The organism is Clostridium sp. D53t1_180928_C8, from assembly GCF_015667795.1.
GTDB lineage: Bacteria > Bacillota > Clostridia > Clostridiales > Clostridiaceae > Clostridium.
Map to the genome: position 1 here is coordinate 93,029 of NZ_JADPEL010000006.1, position 19,786 is coordinate 112,814.

Sequence of the window (19,786 nt, forward strand, 5' to 3'; positions counted from 1 at the left end):
TTTTTATTCCCCCTCATTTATACCATAATCTAATCTATTGTTATTTGATCAACAAACATAAATGCTGGCCCTTCTCCAGCCATTATGCTCCATTTAGGACAATTACCTTCGCCTTTAGCAAAAACTCTTAAGTAACGGAAGGACTCATCACTATTAATTTTAATATTTTTAACTTCAACTTCTCTTCTTGGAATAGATTGTAACCCTTTAACTTTCCCTAAAAAATTATAATCTAATCCATTTTTAGATATTTCAAAAGTAACGTACTGTGGAAAGTATATCCATGCTCTAGTATCTTGAAGAAATCCAATCATAACATCTTTTATTTCTTTTATTTCTCCTAAATCAACTACTACATCTAAATCCTCTGTATATCCTAACCAAGAACCATCAGTATAATCTTTAGTTCCTTTTTTACCATCAATAAGATCATAAACACCATTTTTATTATACTTTTTTACTTTTGTTGGATTAGTAAAGCCCTTTATATCCTTTATTGGCTCAGATGCAAATATTTGAACCTCTACAGTCTCACTTGGTTTATACCCTTCTTTAATTACAACTAATTTAACTATACAAGTATCATTTATAATAATAGGTTTCTTATAAATAAATGATTTTTCATTTGGTTCACTTCCATCTAATGTATAGTAAATATTACTATCTGTATTTGGATTTTTTACTTCTATTTTTTCATTAATAGGCCTTTGAGATAAAATAGCCTTTCTATTAACAATGGGCTTAAATGCTCTTGGTTTAACTTTTGATTCTGAATCTACTTGCTTGTATTTAGGAATAAAATTATCTATAGACTCTTTATTTTCTAAATATGATTTTTGGAAAAAATCATATTTTATATATTCATCTATGTTATTAGTACATATTTCAATAAAATCTTTTTCAGGAAGAATTGAAATACTTCCATCCTTATTCTTTTTAAATATTCCATGATTTAACTTTAAGTTATATGAAAAATCATTATGAGAACATATTAATTTTTTATCATCTAATTTCATTAATACTGGTATCATATTTATGTTAATCTCCCACTTAACACTAGATACGTTATTATACTTAATCTTAATATTATCCTCTTCGCATATAATATCAAAACCTTCACCTTCAACATTACAACTCAATTTATATGTTGCATCATCAATAGCCTTAAATGATAAATTTTCACATTTTAAAATCTCACTACTATCATCTTTATTTATTTTTCTAAAATCTATTGATGCTCTTTTAAATTCATTGCTCCAATAGTGTGAACTTAAAATAGGTAATGCATCAAAAATACTTTCACTTCCTTCTAAAGTATTTTCATAATATCTTGATTTATATCTTTCATCAAATAAATGCATATCTCTAATGGATAATATATCTTGTTCCAATAAAAAACTTATTCTATAAAATCTACTATTGTACCACAGGGTTTTAAGATTATTTTCCTCATTCCAATCCTTCGAAGCAATAAATGTAGTTGGTGGAGTTAGCTTGTATCTATTTTCAAACCAAGTACTAGACTCCTCTAAAGTTTCAACTCTTATCACTTTTTCTTTCTCTAATTTCGAAATAATTTCAACTTGTTTTTCATATCCCTTGTACATTGTATTCCATAAAAATGTATTTTCTTGTCCAGTTTGTGCATATGAAAATCCTAGATTATCTTCATTAATTAACCTATCAAAATACCATTTTATCCATTTTTCATTTTTTCCTATAACAGATGCAGGCTCTAATGTATATACCTCGCTAACATCTTTCCTTAATCCATCTTCAAAAGCATAAATTGGATCAGGTCCTAACATTCGAAAAATAGGTAATTTAACTTGCATATCTTCACATTGTGCTGGAATATATTCATTAACCTTACTTGGATAATATCCTTGATTATAATACCCTCCCCATAATGTAAACCCATCAGTTCCTATTTGATCTCTACATAAAACAGCACCAATTATTCCGTACTTTTCTTTCATGTATTTCAACGTAACTATATCTACTACCCATGAACCAACAGTCTTAGGATAATAGCCAAATATACTTTTAAAATCCTCCATATAGACATCTACCATTTTTATTCTATCCTCTGGTGAATACCCTAATGAATATCCTATATTTACATGATCATCTACTGGAGTTTTTCCTTTCCATAAAACATTAGCTTTCTCAGCCAATTGTTTATCTATCTCCCACCAAACTGCAACCTCATCATATTCATCAACATTTTCTTTAATCAACCTATTAAAACGTTCATCTATTAGAGCATCATACTTTAGAGCATATGTAGCCGGTAATTTATATTGTTTTAACAGTTCTACTTGATAAAGTACTGTTTCAAAATCATCTTGAACAAATTCACCACTTGGATAAACTGTTTTTCTTATAAAATTATAGATATTGATAATAGTTGGTGATTTAACTTTTAAATTATCTTTTCTTTTAACTTCCTCTTCAAACTTCATAATTTTATACCATCATTATTTCTATAATATTCTTAAAATACACTTTTAAGTTAACTTATAAAACTCCTCCTATTTCTCGCCTCCCTGTATATGTTTACATATTAATTATAAATGCTTATTATTTCCATATATAGTGAATTTTTTATATATTTGTTGTACTTTTTTCATATTAATATTTAACTAATTATCTTTAATTTTACTAACAAAACATTAAATTATATAATGCTCCAATAAGATTTGAATCATTACCAAACTTACATTTTTCTACAACTATATCTAGTGTTGCAATTTCATCTTTCATTAATTTTAACTCTGCATTTATCCCTTCAATGAATTCATCTCTTGCTGATATTCCTCCACCAATTAATATTTTATCTGGATCTAATGTATACTGAATGTTATATATTCCTTTTGCTATACGCTTATACCATTCCTTCATTTCACTTTTAACTTGTTCATCATTTTTCTGCATTTCAAAAACTATATTCCCATTTAACTTATCTACAGATATATTTTTTACTTCTGCAATTCTCCTAACTATAGAGCCTGTTGATGCTATCCAACTCCAAAATGGGCCTAAATTTTCATTACTATCTGTAGTTAACATATATCCAAATTCACCAGCATGAGAATTCCTTCCTCTAAAAATTCTTTTATTTATCACTATAGCTCCACCAATTCCCGTCCCAAACACTACACTTGCAAAACTATCTACATCTTTCCCTGAACCTATCCAACATTCTGCTAATGCTGAGCAATTAGCATCATTCTCAATTGCTGTAACTAATCCAGTTGCTTCTTCTAATAATTTTTTAATATTAGGTCCATGTATACATGCTACAGCACTTCCACCTCCAATAAATCCGCTCTTTGGATCTACGGCTCCTGGAAAACTACAAGCTAAACCTTTTATCTCATATTTCTCTTTATATTTACAAACAACTTCCTTTATATCAGCTATTAATTCATTAATATCATTTCCTCTTGTACTTATGCTACCCCTTTCCAAGATTACTCCATTACCTTCTATTAATCCATATTTTATAGATGTACCACCAACATCAATAGCTACATACTTTTCCATAAAACTATCTCCTCACTTAACTTAATTTATAGTAAAAAGGATATGCAATTATACTTTGCATACCCTTTAAAATTATTATTTTAATTTTACTTTTAATGTTAATATTTCAAATGGCTTCATTTCAAATGATACTTTGTTACCATCTTTACTTAACTCTGAAAGGTCAGTTTCCATTAAATTACACTCTTTAACTGATTCAATCTCACTAATCATTTCTAAAATAACATTAGTTCTCATATTATGACATTCATACATTCTTATTACTAATTCATCAGAATCTTCAGCCTTTTTAATAACTTCTATAATTACATTATCTTTATCTACCTTTACAAGTGAAGACTTGCTTTCTAAACTACCCTCATGAGCTTCTTCTACTTTAGAATATAGAGGAACATTTAAATTGTATGCCATTTTAACAGTTCCTGCATCTTTATAATCTCCAGTATGAGGATAAATTGAATATATGAAGTTATGAACTTCCTGATCACTTGTAGTATTAGGTAAAATTCCACTCTTTAATAAAGTTAATCTCATTACTCCATCTAAAATATCATGCCCATACTTGCTATTATTCATAAGTGAAACTCCATAGTTTCCTTCTGATAAATCAACCCACTTATGTCCACAAACTTCGAATCTAGCTTCATCCCAGCTAGTATTTCTATGAGTTGGTCTTTTTACATTACCATATTGAATTTCATAAGTTGCTTCATTTGAGTTAATATCAACTGGGAATGCAGCTTTAAGTAATACTTGTGACTCTTTCCAGTCTATATTCGTATCAAAATCAATTCTTGGAATATCATTATAAATATACACCTTTTGAATTATTGTTGAGTCTTGGAACTTTCTCTTTATCTCTAAAGTACTTCTAACATTTCCTCTTTCAATTACTTCAATATGCTGAACATCATTTACTAACCACATTTTTTCATCATAATAGATATCTATATCCCAGTTATCATAATCCATTGGTTTATCTTCAAAGGCTTGTAAAACATTTGCTGTTTGTCCTTCTTTTAATACTTCTCTATTTGATTTCTTATCAATTATAGAAGTTATATTTCCTTCTTCGTTAATTTTAATATCAAAGAATTTGTTTTCAATATAATTTTTCTCAATAGTTAAATTAGTACTTGATGATTTTGTAGCTTCAATTATCTCAAAAGCTTTGTGTCCATTTGCTGGAATTCCTTTAGCAAAGAATATTGCTTTTCCATCATCAATTAATTGACATTCAATTTCTTCATTTCCATCTAAAACAGCTGGCATATTAATATCACTTGGAACTTCAAATTCAACAATATCATCTCTATCAAAGCCTAAAGTATTAAATACAACTACTGATTTATTATTTAAACTAATATTTTCTGCAATGTAATTAATTCCATCTGCAAGCATTTCTTTTCCTGAACCTATAATTCTCTTATACTCCTCATCTGTAACATCATATACTTTTTTAATAGATGTTCCTGGTAAAATATCATGGAATTGATTTAATAAAATATTTTCCCAATTTTTATTTATATTTTCTGCTGGATACTCTTTTCCTAATAACATTGCTAATGAATTAACCTTTTCAGTTGACTCATAAAGCTGCTCACTTATTCTATTGTCTCTCTTATTTCTTGCCATTGAAGTATAAGTTCCTCTATGATATTCAAGGTATAATTCCCCAACCCATCTAGGTAATCTCTTATTTCCTTCAACTTTCTTTTCTAATTTTTTAAAGTAATCTAATGAATTTCCAAGCTTAACCTTAGGCATTCCTGGTATTCCTTTTGCCATTCTTCTACCTGTTTCTAGCATTTCATAACTTACTCCGCCACCACCGTCTCCGTAGCCATAGCAAACTAATACATCATCATTGATTTCCTTTTGTTGATATCTATCCCATGCACCCTTAATAGACCCTGGATGTAAAATTCCATTATATGTTGTAAAGTGACATTTTTTATCTTGATTTGGATCAGTTGTAGTTATAAAATGTGTTAAAATCTCTGTTCCATCTATTCCTTTCCACATGAAAGTATCATAAGGCATTTTGTTAAATTGATTCCATGCAATCTTTGTAGTCATGAAGTAATTAACATTTGACTTCTTTAATATTTGAGGAAGTGCTGCTGAATATCCAAATACATCTGGTAACCATAAAACTTCATTTTCAACATTAAACTCTTGTTTAAAGAATCTCTTTCCATGAAGAATTTGTCTTATTAATGATTCACCTGAAGTTACATTACAATCAGCTTCAAGCCACATTGCTCCTTCTGGTTCCCAAACACCTTCCTTAACTTTTTCCTTTATTTTTTCATATATATCAGGGTAATCCTCTTTTATAAATTTATATAATTGAGGTTGTGAAGACATAAATATATATTCTGGATATTGATCCATTAACTTAAGAACCGTAGAAAAACTTCTTCCAACTTTTTCCCTTGTTTGTGCTACAGTCCACCACCAAGCTACATCTATATGAGTATGCCCTACACAAGTAGCTACATAATCTTCATGTCCACATAACTTTTCATAAAATTCAACTTCTAAGAATTCATTTGCTTTTTTTATACTCTCATTGTATTCTTTTGAAAATACTTTTCTTAAATCCAATAAGTTTATAGCATCATTTAATACCAAAAGCATATCTATTCTTCTTTTATCATCTTCATCTATTTTTTCACAACTCCATACTGGTACTTGTAAATTAAAATATAAATCTCTTGCTGCTAAATCTATAGTTACTAAGCTTGCATTTAAAGTAAGTCTCTTATCCCAAGTTCTACCTGTGTAAGAATGTAAATCTATTTCATATACATCTCCAGCTTTTGCATTATTAGTTAAAATAACTTCTCTATGATTTATATCTAATCCTTGTATATGCTCACCATTAACATATAGAATAAATTGTGGATTAACAGCATCCCATCCTTCTTCAAAAGCATATATATCTAAAGCTAAAACTTGTCCTTCAAATTCTTGTGGTACTGTTACTGAAGTTCTAAACCAAAAATGTCTATCATCAGTTCCTCCCCAATTATCTTTATCAGAATTAAAATTTATCCATTCACTAGTATCACTATTTATTGCTTCTATCCCTAAAAAATTCCCTTCCTTATATTGAAAATCTTTTATTTCTAATTTGTTAGTATATACATTATCCTTAATGTCTGTTGCTATTTTTTTAACTCTTTCTAATATATAACGCATAATTCTCATCCTTTATTAAAAATAATATTTTTATAAGATTTATATTTAAATCTTTCTTTGAGTTAAGAATACCATACTGAATATTTTCTTTATAGTTGATAAATTTTATATTTATTGAACTTTTTTCACTTTTGTAATTGTTTACTTGTTCTTTTATTAATAACGATTTTTTCTATATACTTTATGAACTACATACTACTAAGATATTTAATTCACCAGCTTCTATAGTTCTATTTCAGCTACCTTAACAACTATAATACCATCTTCTTTTGATATTCCATTTTCAAATCTTACTTTAGACCACGGCTCTATCCTAAAAACTCCATAAACTGCTCTTATTCCTCCCCATTTTTTAACTTCATTTTTAAATATATCAGCTAATTCATATCCATTTTTTGTTCTCTTATATAATTCCCATGCATATAATCTTTAATTTAATTATCCAACCTTTTCTTTAATAGACATACTGCTTATTAACTCTTTTATATCTTTATGAAAACTACTTATAGTTTTCATATTAATAACTCCTTTTAACTTTTTATGTATTTAATAGACTTGATAAAAAAAGAGCCCTTCAAAATAACTTAGATTAAGTTTCTTTTGAAAGAGCTCATATTTACAAGATTATATTAGTTTTCAGCTTTCCATGCATCAATTTGAGTTTGCATTTCATCAATAACTTTTTGTAATCCTTGTTCCTTTAATTTTGTGTTCATTTTCTCTAAATATTCATCAATATCAACAGAACCACTATATAATGCGAACTTAAATTCACTTAAAACATTACTAATAGCCGCTAATTCGTTAGTAACATTTGATGTATCAAATTTAAATCCTAAAGCTGCTGAAGCTATAGATTCATCATTAAATGTTTGGAATTCATCCCATTTAGTTTCTGGTTCTCCTTCAAGAACATAGTTAATGAATAAGTTACCAAAAGCAAAATGAGCAATATCGTAATCTGCATGTTTTTCTGTATATTTGATTGTCTTATCTCCTACTTTTTCGTAATGAACACCTTCGATTCCATAAACAACTAAGTTCTTTAAGTATTCATCAGTATTTAATAAGTTTAAGAACTCAACAGCTTTTTCTTTATTCTTAGAGTTTGCAGAAACAGCCATCATTGAACCAGTAGTTGAACCATTTGTAATATATGCATCAGTAACATTTGAAGTAACAACTTCATATTTTAAGTTTTCAGACCATAATCTATCAGCATAAGGTTGTCCATCAGCCTTATCTACGAACCTTTTAACTGATTCATCACCATCAGTTGTAGCAGCATCCCCATTTATATATCCTAATTCAAAGAACCTTCTCATAATTTCAAGTTGACTCTTAAGGAACTCAGTTTCATATAGATTTTTAACTGTTAATGATTTATCATCAAAATCAACCCCAACTGGTTCTACAATTTCATCAAATAATTGTGGTGTACGTGTTCCTTTAGCTATATAAAGCGGAACTACATCTGGTTCGTTTTCCTTTATAAGCTTTAACCATGGTTCTAAATCTTCTAATGTGTGTATATCTTTGTAAGGAATGTTATATTTATCTACATATTCCTTAGTAAATCTCCACATTGGTGCAGCTGCAATTTCTTTTTGAGTAGGAACCGCATAAATTTTACCATCTATTTCAGCACCATCCCAGAATCTTTTATCAACCGCTTCATATGTTTCTTTTAAAGTTGTATCTAAATATTCACTTAAATCTAAGAATGCACCCTTTCTTGAATTTCCAATATAATCACCTGCCCAAGAACAAGTAAATGCTATATCATAATCTTCTCCTGAATTAATAACCATAGATATTTTTTGACTGTAATCCCCAAATCCTGAGAATTTCATATTAACTGTTGTATTCATTTTTTCAAGTAAATATTCATTTATTTTTGCTTGAACATCTGTTAAATCATTTGGCTCATTTCCTATACAATACCAAACTAATTCTGTAGGCTTATCATCCTTACCACCTGATGTAGCTGTACTACTATCTCCTGAGTTACTTCCACATCCAACTAACATAGTTGAGACAGTTGCTACACATGTAGCTAGTGATACTATCTTTTTAAATTTCATATGTTTTTCCTCCCCTATATTTCTCAACACTTTTTATATTATTTACAACATCTCTTTGATATTGTTTACATTTTTATTATAACTTCCCTCACAGGATTTTCATATTGTATATTTTCTATATTTAGTTGATAAATTCTATACGTTATTTGAATATTTTCACCTTATAATTTTTTTATTGAATTTGGTATTTATTAAATTCTCCTAATAAATTTCTCCCCTCTGATCTAACCTACTTAAGTTAATGATAAAAACTCCACTCTGATTGAAAAAAATTATAATTCCACTTACATATATATCATTACAATATTTCAATGACTGTAAAATAATCATAATTAAATATAAATATGCTATCATCTCCGCGAACACCATTTTATCATACTTCTAGAACATAACCAATATATATACAATATTCCATATTATACAATATGCTTATAATTTTAGTTATACTAATAGGAACTTATGATTCAAATCCCCATTTCAAATACTCCAAGTACCTAATTCACCCTTTTACAAACTTCCATAAATATCACCAATATTAATTTTCTTAGTATATAAATTCACTTAATGAATATCAATTAAGAGAATTATTTAACTATATAGAGAAATACTATAATCAAATATAATAACGGGGGCATATAAATGAAAAATTTCATTAAAATCATTTTACTTATGGGTATATCATTATTTTTACTAATAGGCTATAGTTCTAAAGAAGTAGAAAAAACTATAGATAGTTTCATTGAATAAACAAATTAGTCTAACATAGTCAATAAAAAATAACAAAGGATATTGTATAATATACATCATCCTTTGCTATTTTTAATAATATATATATTTTTTATCTTAATTGCACTTTAAATGTTTTTATTTCATAAGGTTTTATAGTAAAACTAACTTCCTTATCATTACTTACTAATTTCTTTTCATTATTTTCTAACATATCACATTCATATACGTACTCTAATTCTCTCATAAATTCTAATTTGCAATTTGTACGTTTATTTTCAAATTCGTATAGTCTTATTATAGTTTCATTACTATCTTCAGCTTTTTTAATAACTTCAATCATTACATTCTCTTTATCTACATTTACAAAACTTATTTTTTTATCTAATACTCCACTATGTGGCCCTTCAACCTTTGTAAATAACTCAGTATTTAATCCATATGCTAATTGTGTAGTTTTAGCCTCCTTCCAAGTTCCTTCATGTACATATATAGAATAAGTAAATCTATGTTCTTCTTGATCAGCCATTGGATTTGGATCTGTTCCTGATTTAAGCATAGTTAATCTCATATTTCCATTTTTTATATCATATCCATACTTACAATTATTTAACATCGATATCCCAAAATCACCTTCTGATATATCAACCCATTTATGGCCAACAGATTCAAACTGTGCTAATTCCCACGATGTATTTTCATGTGTAGGCCTTGTTATATTACCATATTGAATTTCATAAGTTGCCTCATTAGTGTGTATATCAACTGGAAAAGCTGTTTTTAATACAATATCATGTTCCTTCCAATCTATATAGGAATCAAAATCTATTCTAGGAATATCATTATAAATATAAATATTTTGTATTATTTTTGAATTTAAGAATTTTCTTTCAACTCTTAAAGTACTTCTTACTGGACCTCTCTCAACAACATTTATACTTTGAATATCATCTACTATCCACATTTTCTCTTTATAGTATATATCAATATCCCAGTTATCAAAACACATAGGCTTATCTTCAAATGCCTGTATTTGATTTGCAATAGCACCTTCTTTTAATACTTCTCTATTTGTCTTTTTATCTATTATAGATTTAATTTGACCCTTAGAATCAAATCCTATTTTTATAAAATTATTTTCTCCTAATTCTTTATTTAAAATAATAATATTATCTCTTAACTCTACTGTACTCTCAACTAATTCAAAAGTTTTATACCCATTAGCTGGTATATTTTCAGCAAAGAAAATAGCTTTATTTTTATCAATTTTTTGACAAATAATTGATTTTCCATCTTCATCTATTAATCCTACATTATTTATATTTTCAGGAATTTCAAATGTAGCTATATCCGATCTTTCAAAGCCTAAAGAGTTAAAGACTACTACACTTTTCTTATCTAAGCTTATATTGGAAGATATATAATTAATACCATTATCAACTAGCTCTTCTCCTGTTTTCAATAACTCCTTATATTCAACATCTGTAACATCATATACATCTTTTATAGATGAACCTGGTATTATATCATGGAATTGATTTAATAATATCTTTTCCCATGAGTTTCTTATCTCATTTTCTGGATATCTTGCACCTTCTATCGTTGCTAAAGAATTAATTTTTTCTGCTGCAGTATAGATATTTTCACATCTTCTATTATCTCTCTTATTTCGAGCCATTGATGTGTAAGTACCTCTATGATATTCAAGATATAACTCTCCAATCCATCTTGGTTTATTTTTAGCTTTATCCATTTTTTCTTCTAATCTTTTGAAATAATCTAAAGAAGTTCCCATTTGAACTCTTGGGGCTCCCGGTATACCCTTAGCAAGCCTTCTTCCAGTTTCAAGCATTTCTAATGTGGCACCACCACCACCGTCTCCCCATCCAAATGAAACTAAAACATCATTATTAATATCCTTATTTTGATATCTTCTCCATGCACCCATAATAGCATCTGGTCTAATCTGTCCATTATAAGTTGTAAAGAATGAATCTCTACTTTGTTCTGGTAATGATGTACTTATAAAGTGTGTTAATACTTCACTTCCATCAATCCCTTCCCACATAAAGGTATCATTGGGGATTTTATTAAATTGATTCCAAGAAATCTTAGTTGTCATAAAATATTTTATTCCTGACTTCTTTAAGATTTGTGGTAATGCTGCAGAATATCCAAATACATCTGGTAACCATAATATTTCATTTTCTACATTAAATTCTTCCTTAAAGAATCTCTTTCCATGTAATATTTGTCTTATTAATGATTCACCCGAAGTTACATTACAATCTGCTTCCAGCCACATAGAACCTTCTGGCTCCCAGACACCTTCTTTAATCTTCCCTTTAACCTTCTCATATAAGTCTGGATGATCTTCTTTTAAAAACTTATATAATTGTGGTTGTGAAGACATAAAAATATACTCTGGATACTCTTCCATAAGTTTTAAAACAGTTGAAAAACTTCTTGCAACCTTTTCTCTTGTTTGAGCTACAGTCCATAGCCAAGCAACATCTATGTGTGTATGTCCCACACAAGTAGCTATTGACTCACTATGACCGCATAATTCTCCATAAAACTTTTCTTCTAAATATTTATTTGCTCGTATTAAACTTTCGTCATATTCTTTAGATTTAGGTATTCTAAAATCTATTAAATTTATAGAATCATTTAATACTCTAATCATATCTATTCTTTTTTTATCATCTTTGTCAAGCTGCTTACATACATCTATTGGAACTTTTAAGTTGAAATATAGTTTTCTAGCTTCTTCATCTACTACTACTAATTTTCCACCTAATGTCACTTTTCTATCAAAAACTCTACCTGCATATGCATGTAAATCTATTTCATATTTCGTACCTGGAACTGCATCATGAGTTAATATAAATTCTTGATGATTTACATCTAATCCTTGAAGTTTTTCTCCATTTACAAATAATATAAATTGTGGATTAATAACATTATCCCAATTTTCTGCATAAGTATAAAAGTTTAATGCAACGGTTTTCCCTTTAAAACTTTCTGGAACTTCTATAGAGCACTTAAACCATCCATGCTTATCCATTCCACCCCATAGTTGTCCCTCTTGAAATTCATTCCAATTTTCTGTTGGTATCTCATTTGCAATTTCTAAGGTGTCATATTTACCTTCTACAAATCTAAAATCATCTATTTTTATAACTTGTCTATATATATTTTTATCTATTTCCCTACATATTTTTTCTAGCCTCTCCAATAAGTAATGCATATTACACCCCTTAAACAACTTTTTTATTGTACTATTTTTTTATTATAAACTTTCTATAAATCAATATTTATTATTCCTTAACTGCTCCAATTGTTAATCCACTTACAAAATATCTTTGGAAGAATGGATAAGTTATTATAATTGGTAATGTTGAAATAACAACTATAGCCATTTTAGAAGTTTCTTTTGGTAATGTTGCAGCAATAGATGTTGTATTTGATCCTAATGCAGATGCGTTAGTAGCTAAGAATTCTACTGATTTTTCAATTCTTATAAGAATATACTGTAATGGCATTAATGAACTTTCATCTATATATAACATTGCATTAAACCAGTCATTCCAATATCCTAATGCTAAGAATAGGGAAATTGTTGCAATACCAGGTATTGAAATTGGTAGTACGATTTTCAAGAATGTCCTCCACTCAGATGCTCCATCTATTTTAGCTGATTCTAATACAGCTTCAGGAACTGAAGTTTTAAAGAATGTTCTTAAAATAATTATATTAAATGAACTAACACATATCGGTAATATAAGAGCTAATAAACTATTTTTTAAACCTAAAAATTTTGTTATAACTAAGTAACTCGAAACCATACCACCTGAGAATAACATAGGAATAAATATTAACTTTGTAAAAAAACCTCTATATGCAAAACTTCTTCTAGATATTGCATAAGCAAACATTGCCATTACTAAAACCCCAAGTACTGTTCCCGTTACTGTAACAAGAATTGTAACACCATATGAATTTATTATAGAAGCACTTGATGAAAATATATATTCATAAGCTTCAAAACTCCACTCTTTTGGGAAAAATGAATAACCATTAGTTTTTATATAGTTTTCACTTGTAAATGATATTATTAAAACAAATATAAATGGTACAATACATGCTGCAGATATAAGCGCAAATATTATATTTAATATAAAGTTTGTTGGTTTTGAAACTCTATTAAATCTACTAACTGTATCCTCTTGTTCTTGCTTTTTTGATTTTCTTCTATCTGACATTTTCTTTTTAAATGATTTTGTCTTACTTTCTTTTTGTTGTTCTATCTTAATTGATTCCATTAATCTCACCACCTATATTTTTTAGAAAAATGCGTTTTCATTATCTACTTTTCTTACAATTCCATTAGTAACTAATATTAAAATTAATCCCACCACAGATTGATATAAACCTGCTGCTGTACTCATTCCAATATTTCCAAGATTCATAAGTGCTCTATAAACATAAGTATCAATAACATTTGTTACAGAATATAACGCTCCTGAATCCTTAGGTAATTGATAGAATAATCCAAAGTCTGATTTGAATGCACCACCTACAGCTGTAATAAACATTATTATTAAAACTGGTTTTAATAGTGGTATTGTTATATTTTTAATTTGTTGCCACTTCGTAGCCCCATCAATCATTGCTGCTTCATAATATGATTTATCTATTCCGCATATAGATGCTAAATATATTACTGTTCCATATCCTATTGATTTCCATTGACTCATAAATATAAGTATAAATGGCCAAACTTTTGTTTCTGTATACCAAGAGACACCTTCTTGACCAAAAGAAGCTAGTAAATTGTTTACATAGCCTTGCGTTGGACTTAAGAATGCATATAAGCAATAACTTACAACAACCCAAGATAAGAAATATGGTAAAAACATTGCTGTTTGATAAAATTTAGATAACTTCTTATTAAAAAGCTCTCTAAGTAATATTGCTAATGAAACTGGAATTACTATTCCTAGTATTATAAAAGTAATATTATATAAAACAGTATTTTTAGTAATTAACCAAGCGTCACTACTTTGAAATAAAAATTTAAAATTAGCTAATCCAACCCATTTACTATTAACTAAACTTTCTATAAATCCACCTTGAATTCTCCAATCCTTAAATGCTATTACAACCCCTACCATAGGTAGATATGCAAAGATTAGAAACCAAATTGTTCCTGGAATGGTTAATCCTAAAAGTTCTCTATTCTCCTTTAATGTTTTCCATTTGCTCTTTTTTATAACAAGCTCTGAGCCTTTTGCTTTTTTCATATAAATTCCTCCCCTTTTTTGTAATCGTTTATCTAAGTAAAATATACCATATTTGCTTGTTGTACTTATAGTTGAATAAATTTAGATTTAGTGTACAAATTGAAAAAAATGCAGATAGCATACAATTTATTAATATCGTATACTATCTGCATTTAATTATTTATTTAATAATTTTTAAACTCTCGTAACGTTGCTGGAGATACCCCATAAAAATTTTTAAACTTTCTATAGAAATAGCTTGTATCTAAGTACCCCACCTCTTTTGCTATATCATTTATCTTCATATTTGTATTTAAAATTAAATCCTTAGCCTTCATATTTTTTACTTTATTTAAATACTCTGAAAATGAATATCCAACTTCTTTTGCAAATAATTGTCCTAAATAAGAACTATTTATCTTATATTTTTGAGATAAAGTTTTCAAACTTAATTCTTCATAGTAATTTTTATTAATATAATTTACTACTTGCTGAATTATCGGAGTATATTTAACAGAATTATTCTTCATCATATTCGATAAATCAATAATTTGCTTATCTATATATGTAATAATATCAGAAATACTACTAGCATTATAAATATTAATTATTGTATTACTTATACTTTCCTCTTTAATCTCCTTATCAATTTTAAAATCATCTGCAATTTTATCTGCTAATAATATAGTTTTTATTGCTAAATCATAAATTTCCTGTGGAGAAAAAGTATTACTTCTAAATAATTCATCAATATAAGATCTTACGTCATCAGTGCTCTTTTCTATTATAATTTTATTTAGTACTTCTAACTCTTTATTCAAATTAAAACTTGCCCCTGATATATTATCTATATCATTGCTATATAAACATTTATTATATCCGTCTGTTAGTATATTTTTCTTTATATTATTTGATATATTATAGCTCTTTTGCAAATCATTTATATTATATACAATATCTCCTACAGCAATAAATGTTTCCCCAATATTAGTTATTAACGAGTCTAATATCTTTCCATAATATTTTCTTATATCTTCTATGTTGATATTATTTTCCCATGAATTAATTAATATAATATCTCCATTAAATCTATATAATATTTCATACCTATCATATGTATTTTCATTAATTAATTCATTAATGTCAGATTTTCTTCTATGGTTCTTTTTATTAAATAATATATTAGTTACTGTATAACATCTATCTTTTAATTCTATATTTATAATATCACTTATTTCCTCTAAAACTTCTTTGGCAGCATTTCCATTTAATATTTTCATGAATGTATTATTTTTTTCTAATAATTTATTTTCTTTTTCCTTATTAGCTGCTATTTTTTTATTAATATCTATTAATGCTTCTTCTAATTCTTCCTCATTTATAGGTTTTAATATATAATTTTCTATTCCATACTTCATTGCTGTTTGTGCATAAGAAAAGTCATCATATCCACTTAATACAACAAACTTTACCTTTTTATTTTTTTCTTTAATTCTTTTAATAAGCTCCAATCCATTTATAACAGGCATATTAATATCTGTAATTATTATATCTACAGGCTCCTCATCATATTTTTCTAATGCTTCTTTTCCATTTTGAGCCATGTGCGTAATCTTTAATCCAAGTTTATCCCAATCTACTATATTTAATACTCCTTGTAAAATTAACTTTTCATCATCAACCAACATAACCTTATACATTCTAATCAACCTTTCTGCTTGGTATTGTTACTATAATTTTCAACCCTTTTTTTACTGCTTTTTCAATTTTAATACCATATTCTTTACCATATAGAATTCTTATTCTTTCATTTGCATTTGTAATTCCTATAGACTGGCCTGTCCCATATTTATCAGTTAACATTTTATTCATTTGTAATAATTTCTCATCCTCTATCCCTCTTCCATTATCTTCAATATATATTACAACTTTATCATTCACTTCTTCAATCGAAATGGTAAGTTTGTTGTCATTATCCTCTAATCTAATTCCATGGACAAAATAATTTTCTATCAATGGTTGAATTGTAAATTTTATTATTTGATTATCTAAAATTTCTTTAGGGCAATTTATATTAAATTCAAACTTATCTTCATATCTAAATTTAAAAATTTCTAAATATTTTTCACAATATTCTATTTCATTTTTAATAGATATTATATCCTTATCCTTTAATTGACTTCTAAATAAGAATGCTAAAATATAAAGCATCTTCCCAATTTCTCTATCCCCATTGCATATAGCTTTCATTCTTATTGATTCTAGCGTATTATACAAAAAATGAGGATTTATTTGACTTTGTAACGCCATAAGTTCAGCTTTTTTCTGATTTACTTCTGCTTTTTTTTCATTTAATTCATATACATAACTTTTTTCTATATAATCATTTAATTGAGTACACATCTCATTAAAATGCTTTGAAATAATATTTATTTCATCAACTTCTTTTCCTACTGGAATTACAACATTTACATCACCTTGTTTAACCTTATCCATAGCCAATAAAAGTTTATTCATTCTATCACTAATATTTTTAATCTTAAAGTAAAAGAAAATTTCTGCAATAACAAATACAATTACATCTATAAAAAATACGGATATATGAAATGATATAGGCAGTTTTATTGTATTCGTTTTCTTAACTCTTCCAATAGTTATTAAATCTAGATTATTATATATTGAATTAATGCTATAATTCTCATCTAAATAAAATTGATTTTTTCCTATTATCAACCCATCTATATATGGATATTTAGAATTTGTATATTTTTCAGTTGAATCATAAATACAAAATCCATTTTTATTTAAAATTAAAGCCTCATACTTATTATCATATTTTTCTAAAATTTTACTTATAAAATCTAAATTAAATACAAATACTATTTCACCTTCATTTTTATATGTTAATGGATTATTAATTTCTCTAATATTATAAATATAATTTGTATCTTTCGAAGTATTTTTATATTTATATCTCTCTTCAATTGAATCCTCTGTGATCTTTTCATATCTTGTCTTCTTGTCTCTATTAAAAGATGTAACCTCATTTCTACTATAACTAACAAACTCTATTTTTTCTAAATTGGGATTTAAATTTATACATCCTTCTACAAAATACTCTACTCCCTTATAAATACTATCACTGCTCATAGCATAGTTATCTAATTTATTTTTTAGATAACTTAAATTATCAAAGTTTAAAAAATCTATAATATCTGTAATTATATCATTATCCCTATACATATTTGTGGTTGCTATAGTTACTGCATTATTAATATTTATAAGTTCTTCATTAATATCATAAATAACCTTATCATTTATATATAATTGACTTTCCCGTATATTATTTAATACCTTTCCCGCAAAGAATGCATCTAAAATTAATATTACTATAACCAATATACTTGTATAAATTATAATTATTTTTTTATACATTGTTCCATTTTTTAATCTCATAAGTTTACCCATGCCTATATTTTTTCTTTAAGTTATTCTATAAATATTAAACCATATATGTATAATTTTTGAAAGTTTTTCTAATGGAAAAATTATATATTTTATTTAAATATTTCACTTTTATCAACAATTTACTTTATATAACTCCTTTATTAAAATATAATTGTCTTATAAAAACACCAAAGGATGTGAGCTTTATGAATACGTTTAATCTTCAAAAAATACTAGACTTTTTTAATTATATATTTTGGTTTTTTTGCTTAAATATATTTTTTCTAATTTTTAATATACCATTAGTATTATTTTTTCTATTTATTGGCTTAGATAAAGTTGTAACTTACTTACCTTTATTTTTAGTTTGTACAATTCCATTAATGCCTTCAATAACTGTTTTATTCTACTGTATGAATAAAATAATTAAATATAAAGATTTAAATCTATTTTATGACATATATATGGGACTAAAACTAAATATAAAACAATCTATTTTATTATGGTGCGGTGAGCTATTTATAATATTTATTTTATCAATAAACATTAGATTCTTTACACAATATCAATTTAGCTTATTATTTAATTGTATGTTTATAACATTATTTATTATATTATTATTAACAACACCATACATTTATTTATTAATAAGTAGATTTTCACTAAAGAGCTATGATTTGATAAAAAACTCATTAATACTTGCAGTTACTCGACCTCTTATAACTATATCAAATATATTGATACTTTTATTCTGTATGATTTTATTTGAAGTAAGTCCTGGAACAACTATTCTATTTGCTAGTAGTATTTTTACTTTTTTAGTAAGTTATAATAATAAATGCTTGCTTAATAAACTTGAAGAATTATCAAATTAAAATATAGAAGCTAACTAATTTAAAAATTTAAATTAGTTAGCTTTTTCAATTATAGCTTAAATTATTTTCTTTCTAATTTTAATAAAAATTCTTTTTTATCTATTCCATCTGCATAACCTACCATTGATCCATTTTTTCCAATAACTCTATGACATGGTACAATAATTGCAATTGGATTCTTATTATTTGCTCCACCTACTGCTCTATATGCATTTGTTTTTCCTATTCTTTCAGCAATCTCCTTATAAGAAACAGTTTCTCCAAATTTAATTTTGCACAATTCATTCCAAACACTTTTTTGAAAGTTTGTTCCCTTTATAAATTTAATCTCCAATTCAAAATTCTTTCTTTCTCCATTAAAATATTCTTCTAATTGCTTCTTACATTTAATTATTATTTTTTTTTCATTTTCATTATTTATTTCATCCATTAGTAAATTAACATCACTAACAAAATTAACTCCAATTATATATTTATCTTCTACTTCAATTTTAATTTTTCCTAGCTTACTATCATAATAACTAAAACTCATAATAACATAGACCTTTCTTATAATAATTATTAATATAAATTATTATATCATTATAAAATAATAGGAGCATGCTTAATTGCA

11 protein-coding genes are annotated in these 19,786 nt (G+C 26.7%); 1 reads left to right on the forward strand and 10 read right to left on the reverse strand.

Annotated elements, in window-relative coordinates:
* Nucleotides 1–29: 29 nt before the first annotated feature.
* The 9 genes from I4V51_RS06405 to I4V51_RS06445 all read right to left on the reverse strand — a co-directional run bounded on the left by I4V51_RS06405 (nucleotide 30) and on the right by I4V51_RS06445 (nucleotide 18,307).
* Complete coding sequence (locus I4V51_RS06405) at nucleotides 30–2,465, reverse strand: FN3 associated domain-containing protein (RefSeq protein ID WP_207745911.1); 2,436 nt, start codon at nucleotides 2,463–2,465, stop codon at nucleotides 30–32.
* Between the two features lie 199 nt (nucleotides 2,466–2,664).
* Nucleotides 2,665–3,549, reverse strand: a complete 885-nt coding sequence (locus I4V51_RS06410; RefSeq protein WP_195987494.1) for an ROK family protein — start codon at nucleotides 3,547–3,549, stop codon at nucleotides 2,665–2,667.
* A 75-nt stretch (nucleotides 3,550–3,624) separates the two neighbouring features.
* The gene (locus tag I4V51_RS06415; protein WP_195987495.1) at nucleotides 3,625–6,756 is read right to left on the reverse strand and encodes an alpha-mannosidase; all 3,132 of its coding nucleotides are present in this window, start codon (nucleotides 6,754–6,756) and stop codon (nucleotides 3,625–3,627) included.
* 629 nt (nucleotides 6,757–7,385) lie between these two features.
* The gene (locus tag I4V51_RS06420) at nucleotides 7,386–8,840 is read right to left on the reverse strand and encodes an ABC transporter substrate-binding protein (protein ID WP_195987496.1); all 1,455 of its coding nucleotides are present in this window, start codon (nucleotides 8,838–8,840) and stop codon (nucleotides 7,386–7,388) included.
* An 838-nt stretch (nucleotides 8,841–9,678) separates the two neighbouring features.
* Nucleotides 9,679–12,816 carry an alpha-mannosidase gene (locus I4V51_RS06425; protein WP_195987497.1) on the reverse strand — a complete coding sequence of 1,046 codons (3,138 nt, stop codon included), beginning with the start codon at nucleotides 12,814–12,816 and terminating at the stop codon, nucleotides 9,679–9,681.
* A gap of 70 nt (nucleotides 12,817–12,886) precedes the next feature.
* Nucleotides 12,887–13,831 carry a carbohydrate ABC transporter permease gene (locus I4V51_RS06430; RefSeq protein WP_195987543.1) on the reverse strand — a complete coding sequence of 315 codons (945 nt, stop codon included), beginning with the start codon at nucleotides 13,829–13,831 and terminating at the stop codon, nucleotides 12,887–12,889.
* An 81-nt stretch (nucleotides 13,832–13,912) separates the two neighbouring features.
* On the reverse strand, nucleotides 13,913–14,872 hold the full coding sequence (locus tag I4V51_RS06435; RefSeq protein ID WP_195987498.1) for an ABC transporter permease subunit: 960 nt from the start codon (nucleotides 14,870–14,872) through the stop codon (nucleotides 13,913–13,915).
* A 164-nt stretch (nucleotides 14,873–15,036) separates the two neighbouring features.
* Nucleotides 15,037–16,551 (reverse strand): response regulator transcription factor, encoded by a 1,515-nt coding sequence (locus I4V51_RS06440; RefSeq protein WP_195987499.1) that lies wholly within the window; start codon nucleotides 16,549–16,551, stop codon nucleotides 15,037–15,039.
* Nucleotide 16,552: 1 nt separating this feature from the next.
* Nucleotides 16,553–18,307: a histidine kinase gene (locus I4V51_RS06445; RefSeq protein ID WP_195987500.1), complete on the reverse strand. Its 1,755-nt coding sequence runs from the start codon at nucleotides 18,305–18,307 to the stop codon at nucleotides 16,553–16,555.
* 197 nt (nucleotides 18,308–18,504) lie between these two features.
* Here I4V51_RS06445 and I4V51_RS06450 point away from each other — a divergent pair, with 197 nt between their 5' ends.
* On the forward strand, nucleotides 18,505–19,173 hold the full coding sequence (locus I4V51_RS06450) for a hypothetical protein (protein WP_195987501.1): 669 nt from the start codon (nucleotides 18,505–18,507) through the stop codon (nucleotides 19,171–19,173).
* 61 nt (nucleotides 19,174–19,234) lie between these two features.
* On the opposite strand, the gene I4V51_RS06455 is transcribed toward I4V51_RS06450, so the two are convergent.
* Nucleotides 19,235–19,705, reverse strand: coding sequence for a methylated-DNA--[protein]-cysteine S-methyltransferase (locus I4V51_RS06455; protein ID WP_195987502.1), 471 nt, complete (start codon nucleotides 19,703–19,705; stop codon nucleotides 19,235–19,237).
* Nucleotides 19,706–19,786: the final 81 nt, after the last annotated feature.

Bases quoted from the DNA above. Each gene is read 5' to 3' on its own strand.
- I4V51_RS06405 (WP_207745911.1), bottom strand. From the start codon at position 2,465: ATGAAGTTTGAAGAGGAAGTTAAAAGAAAAGATAATTTAAAAGTTAAA.
- I4V51_RS06410 (WP_195987494.1), bottom strand. From the start codon at position 3,549: ATGGAAAAGTATGTAGCTATTGATGTTGGTGGTACATCTATAAAATAT.
- I4V51_RS06415 (WP_195987495.1), bottom strand. From the start codon at position 6,756: ATGCGTTATATATTAGAAAGAGTTAAAAAAATAGCAACAGACATTAAG.
- I4V51_RS06420 (WP_195987496.1), bottom strand. From the start codon at position 8,840: ATGAAATTTAAAAAGATAGTATCACTAGCTACATGTGTAGCAACTGTC.
- I4V51_RS06425 (WP_195987497.1), bottom strand. From the start codon at position 12,816: ATGCATTACTTATTGGAGAGGCTAGAAAAAATATGTAGGGAAATAGAT.
- I4V51_RS06430 (WP_195987543.1), bottom strand. From the start codon at position 13,831: ATGTCAGATAGAAGAAAATCAAAAAAGCAAGAACAAGAGGATACAGTT.
- I4V51_RS06435 (WP_195987498.1), bottom strand. From the start codon at position 14,872: ATGAAAAAAGCAAAAGGCTCAGAGCTTGTTATAAAAAAGAGCAAATGG.
- I4V51_RS06440 (WP_195987499.1), bottom strand. From the start codon at position 16,551: ATGTATAAGGTTATGTTGGTTGATGATGAAAAGTTAATTTTACAAGGA.
- I4V51_RS06445 (WP_195987500.1), bottom strand. From the start codon at position 18,307: ATGAGATTAAAAAATGGAACAATGTATAAAAAAATAATTATAATTTAT.
- I4V51_RS06450 (WP_195987501.1), top strand. From the start codon at position 18,505: ATGAATACGTTTAATCTTCAAAAAATACTAGACTTTTTTAATTATATA.
- I4V51_RS06455 (WP_195987502.1), bottom strand. From the start codon at position 19,705: ATGAGTTTTAGTTATTATGATAGTAAGCTAGGAAAAATTAAAATTGAA.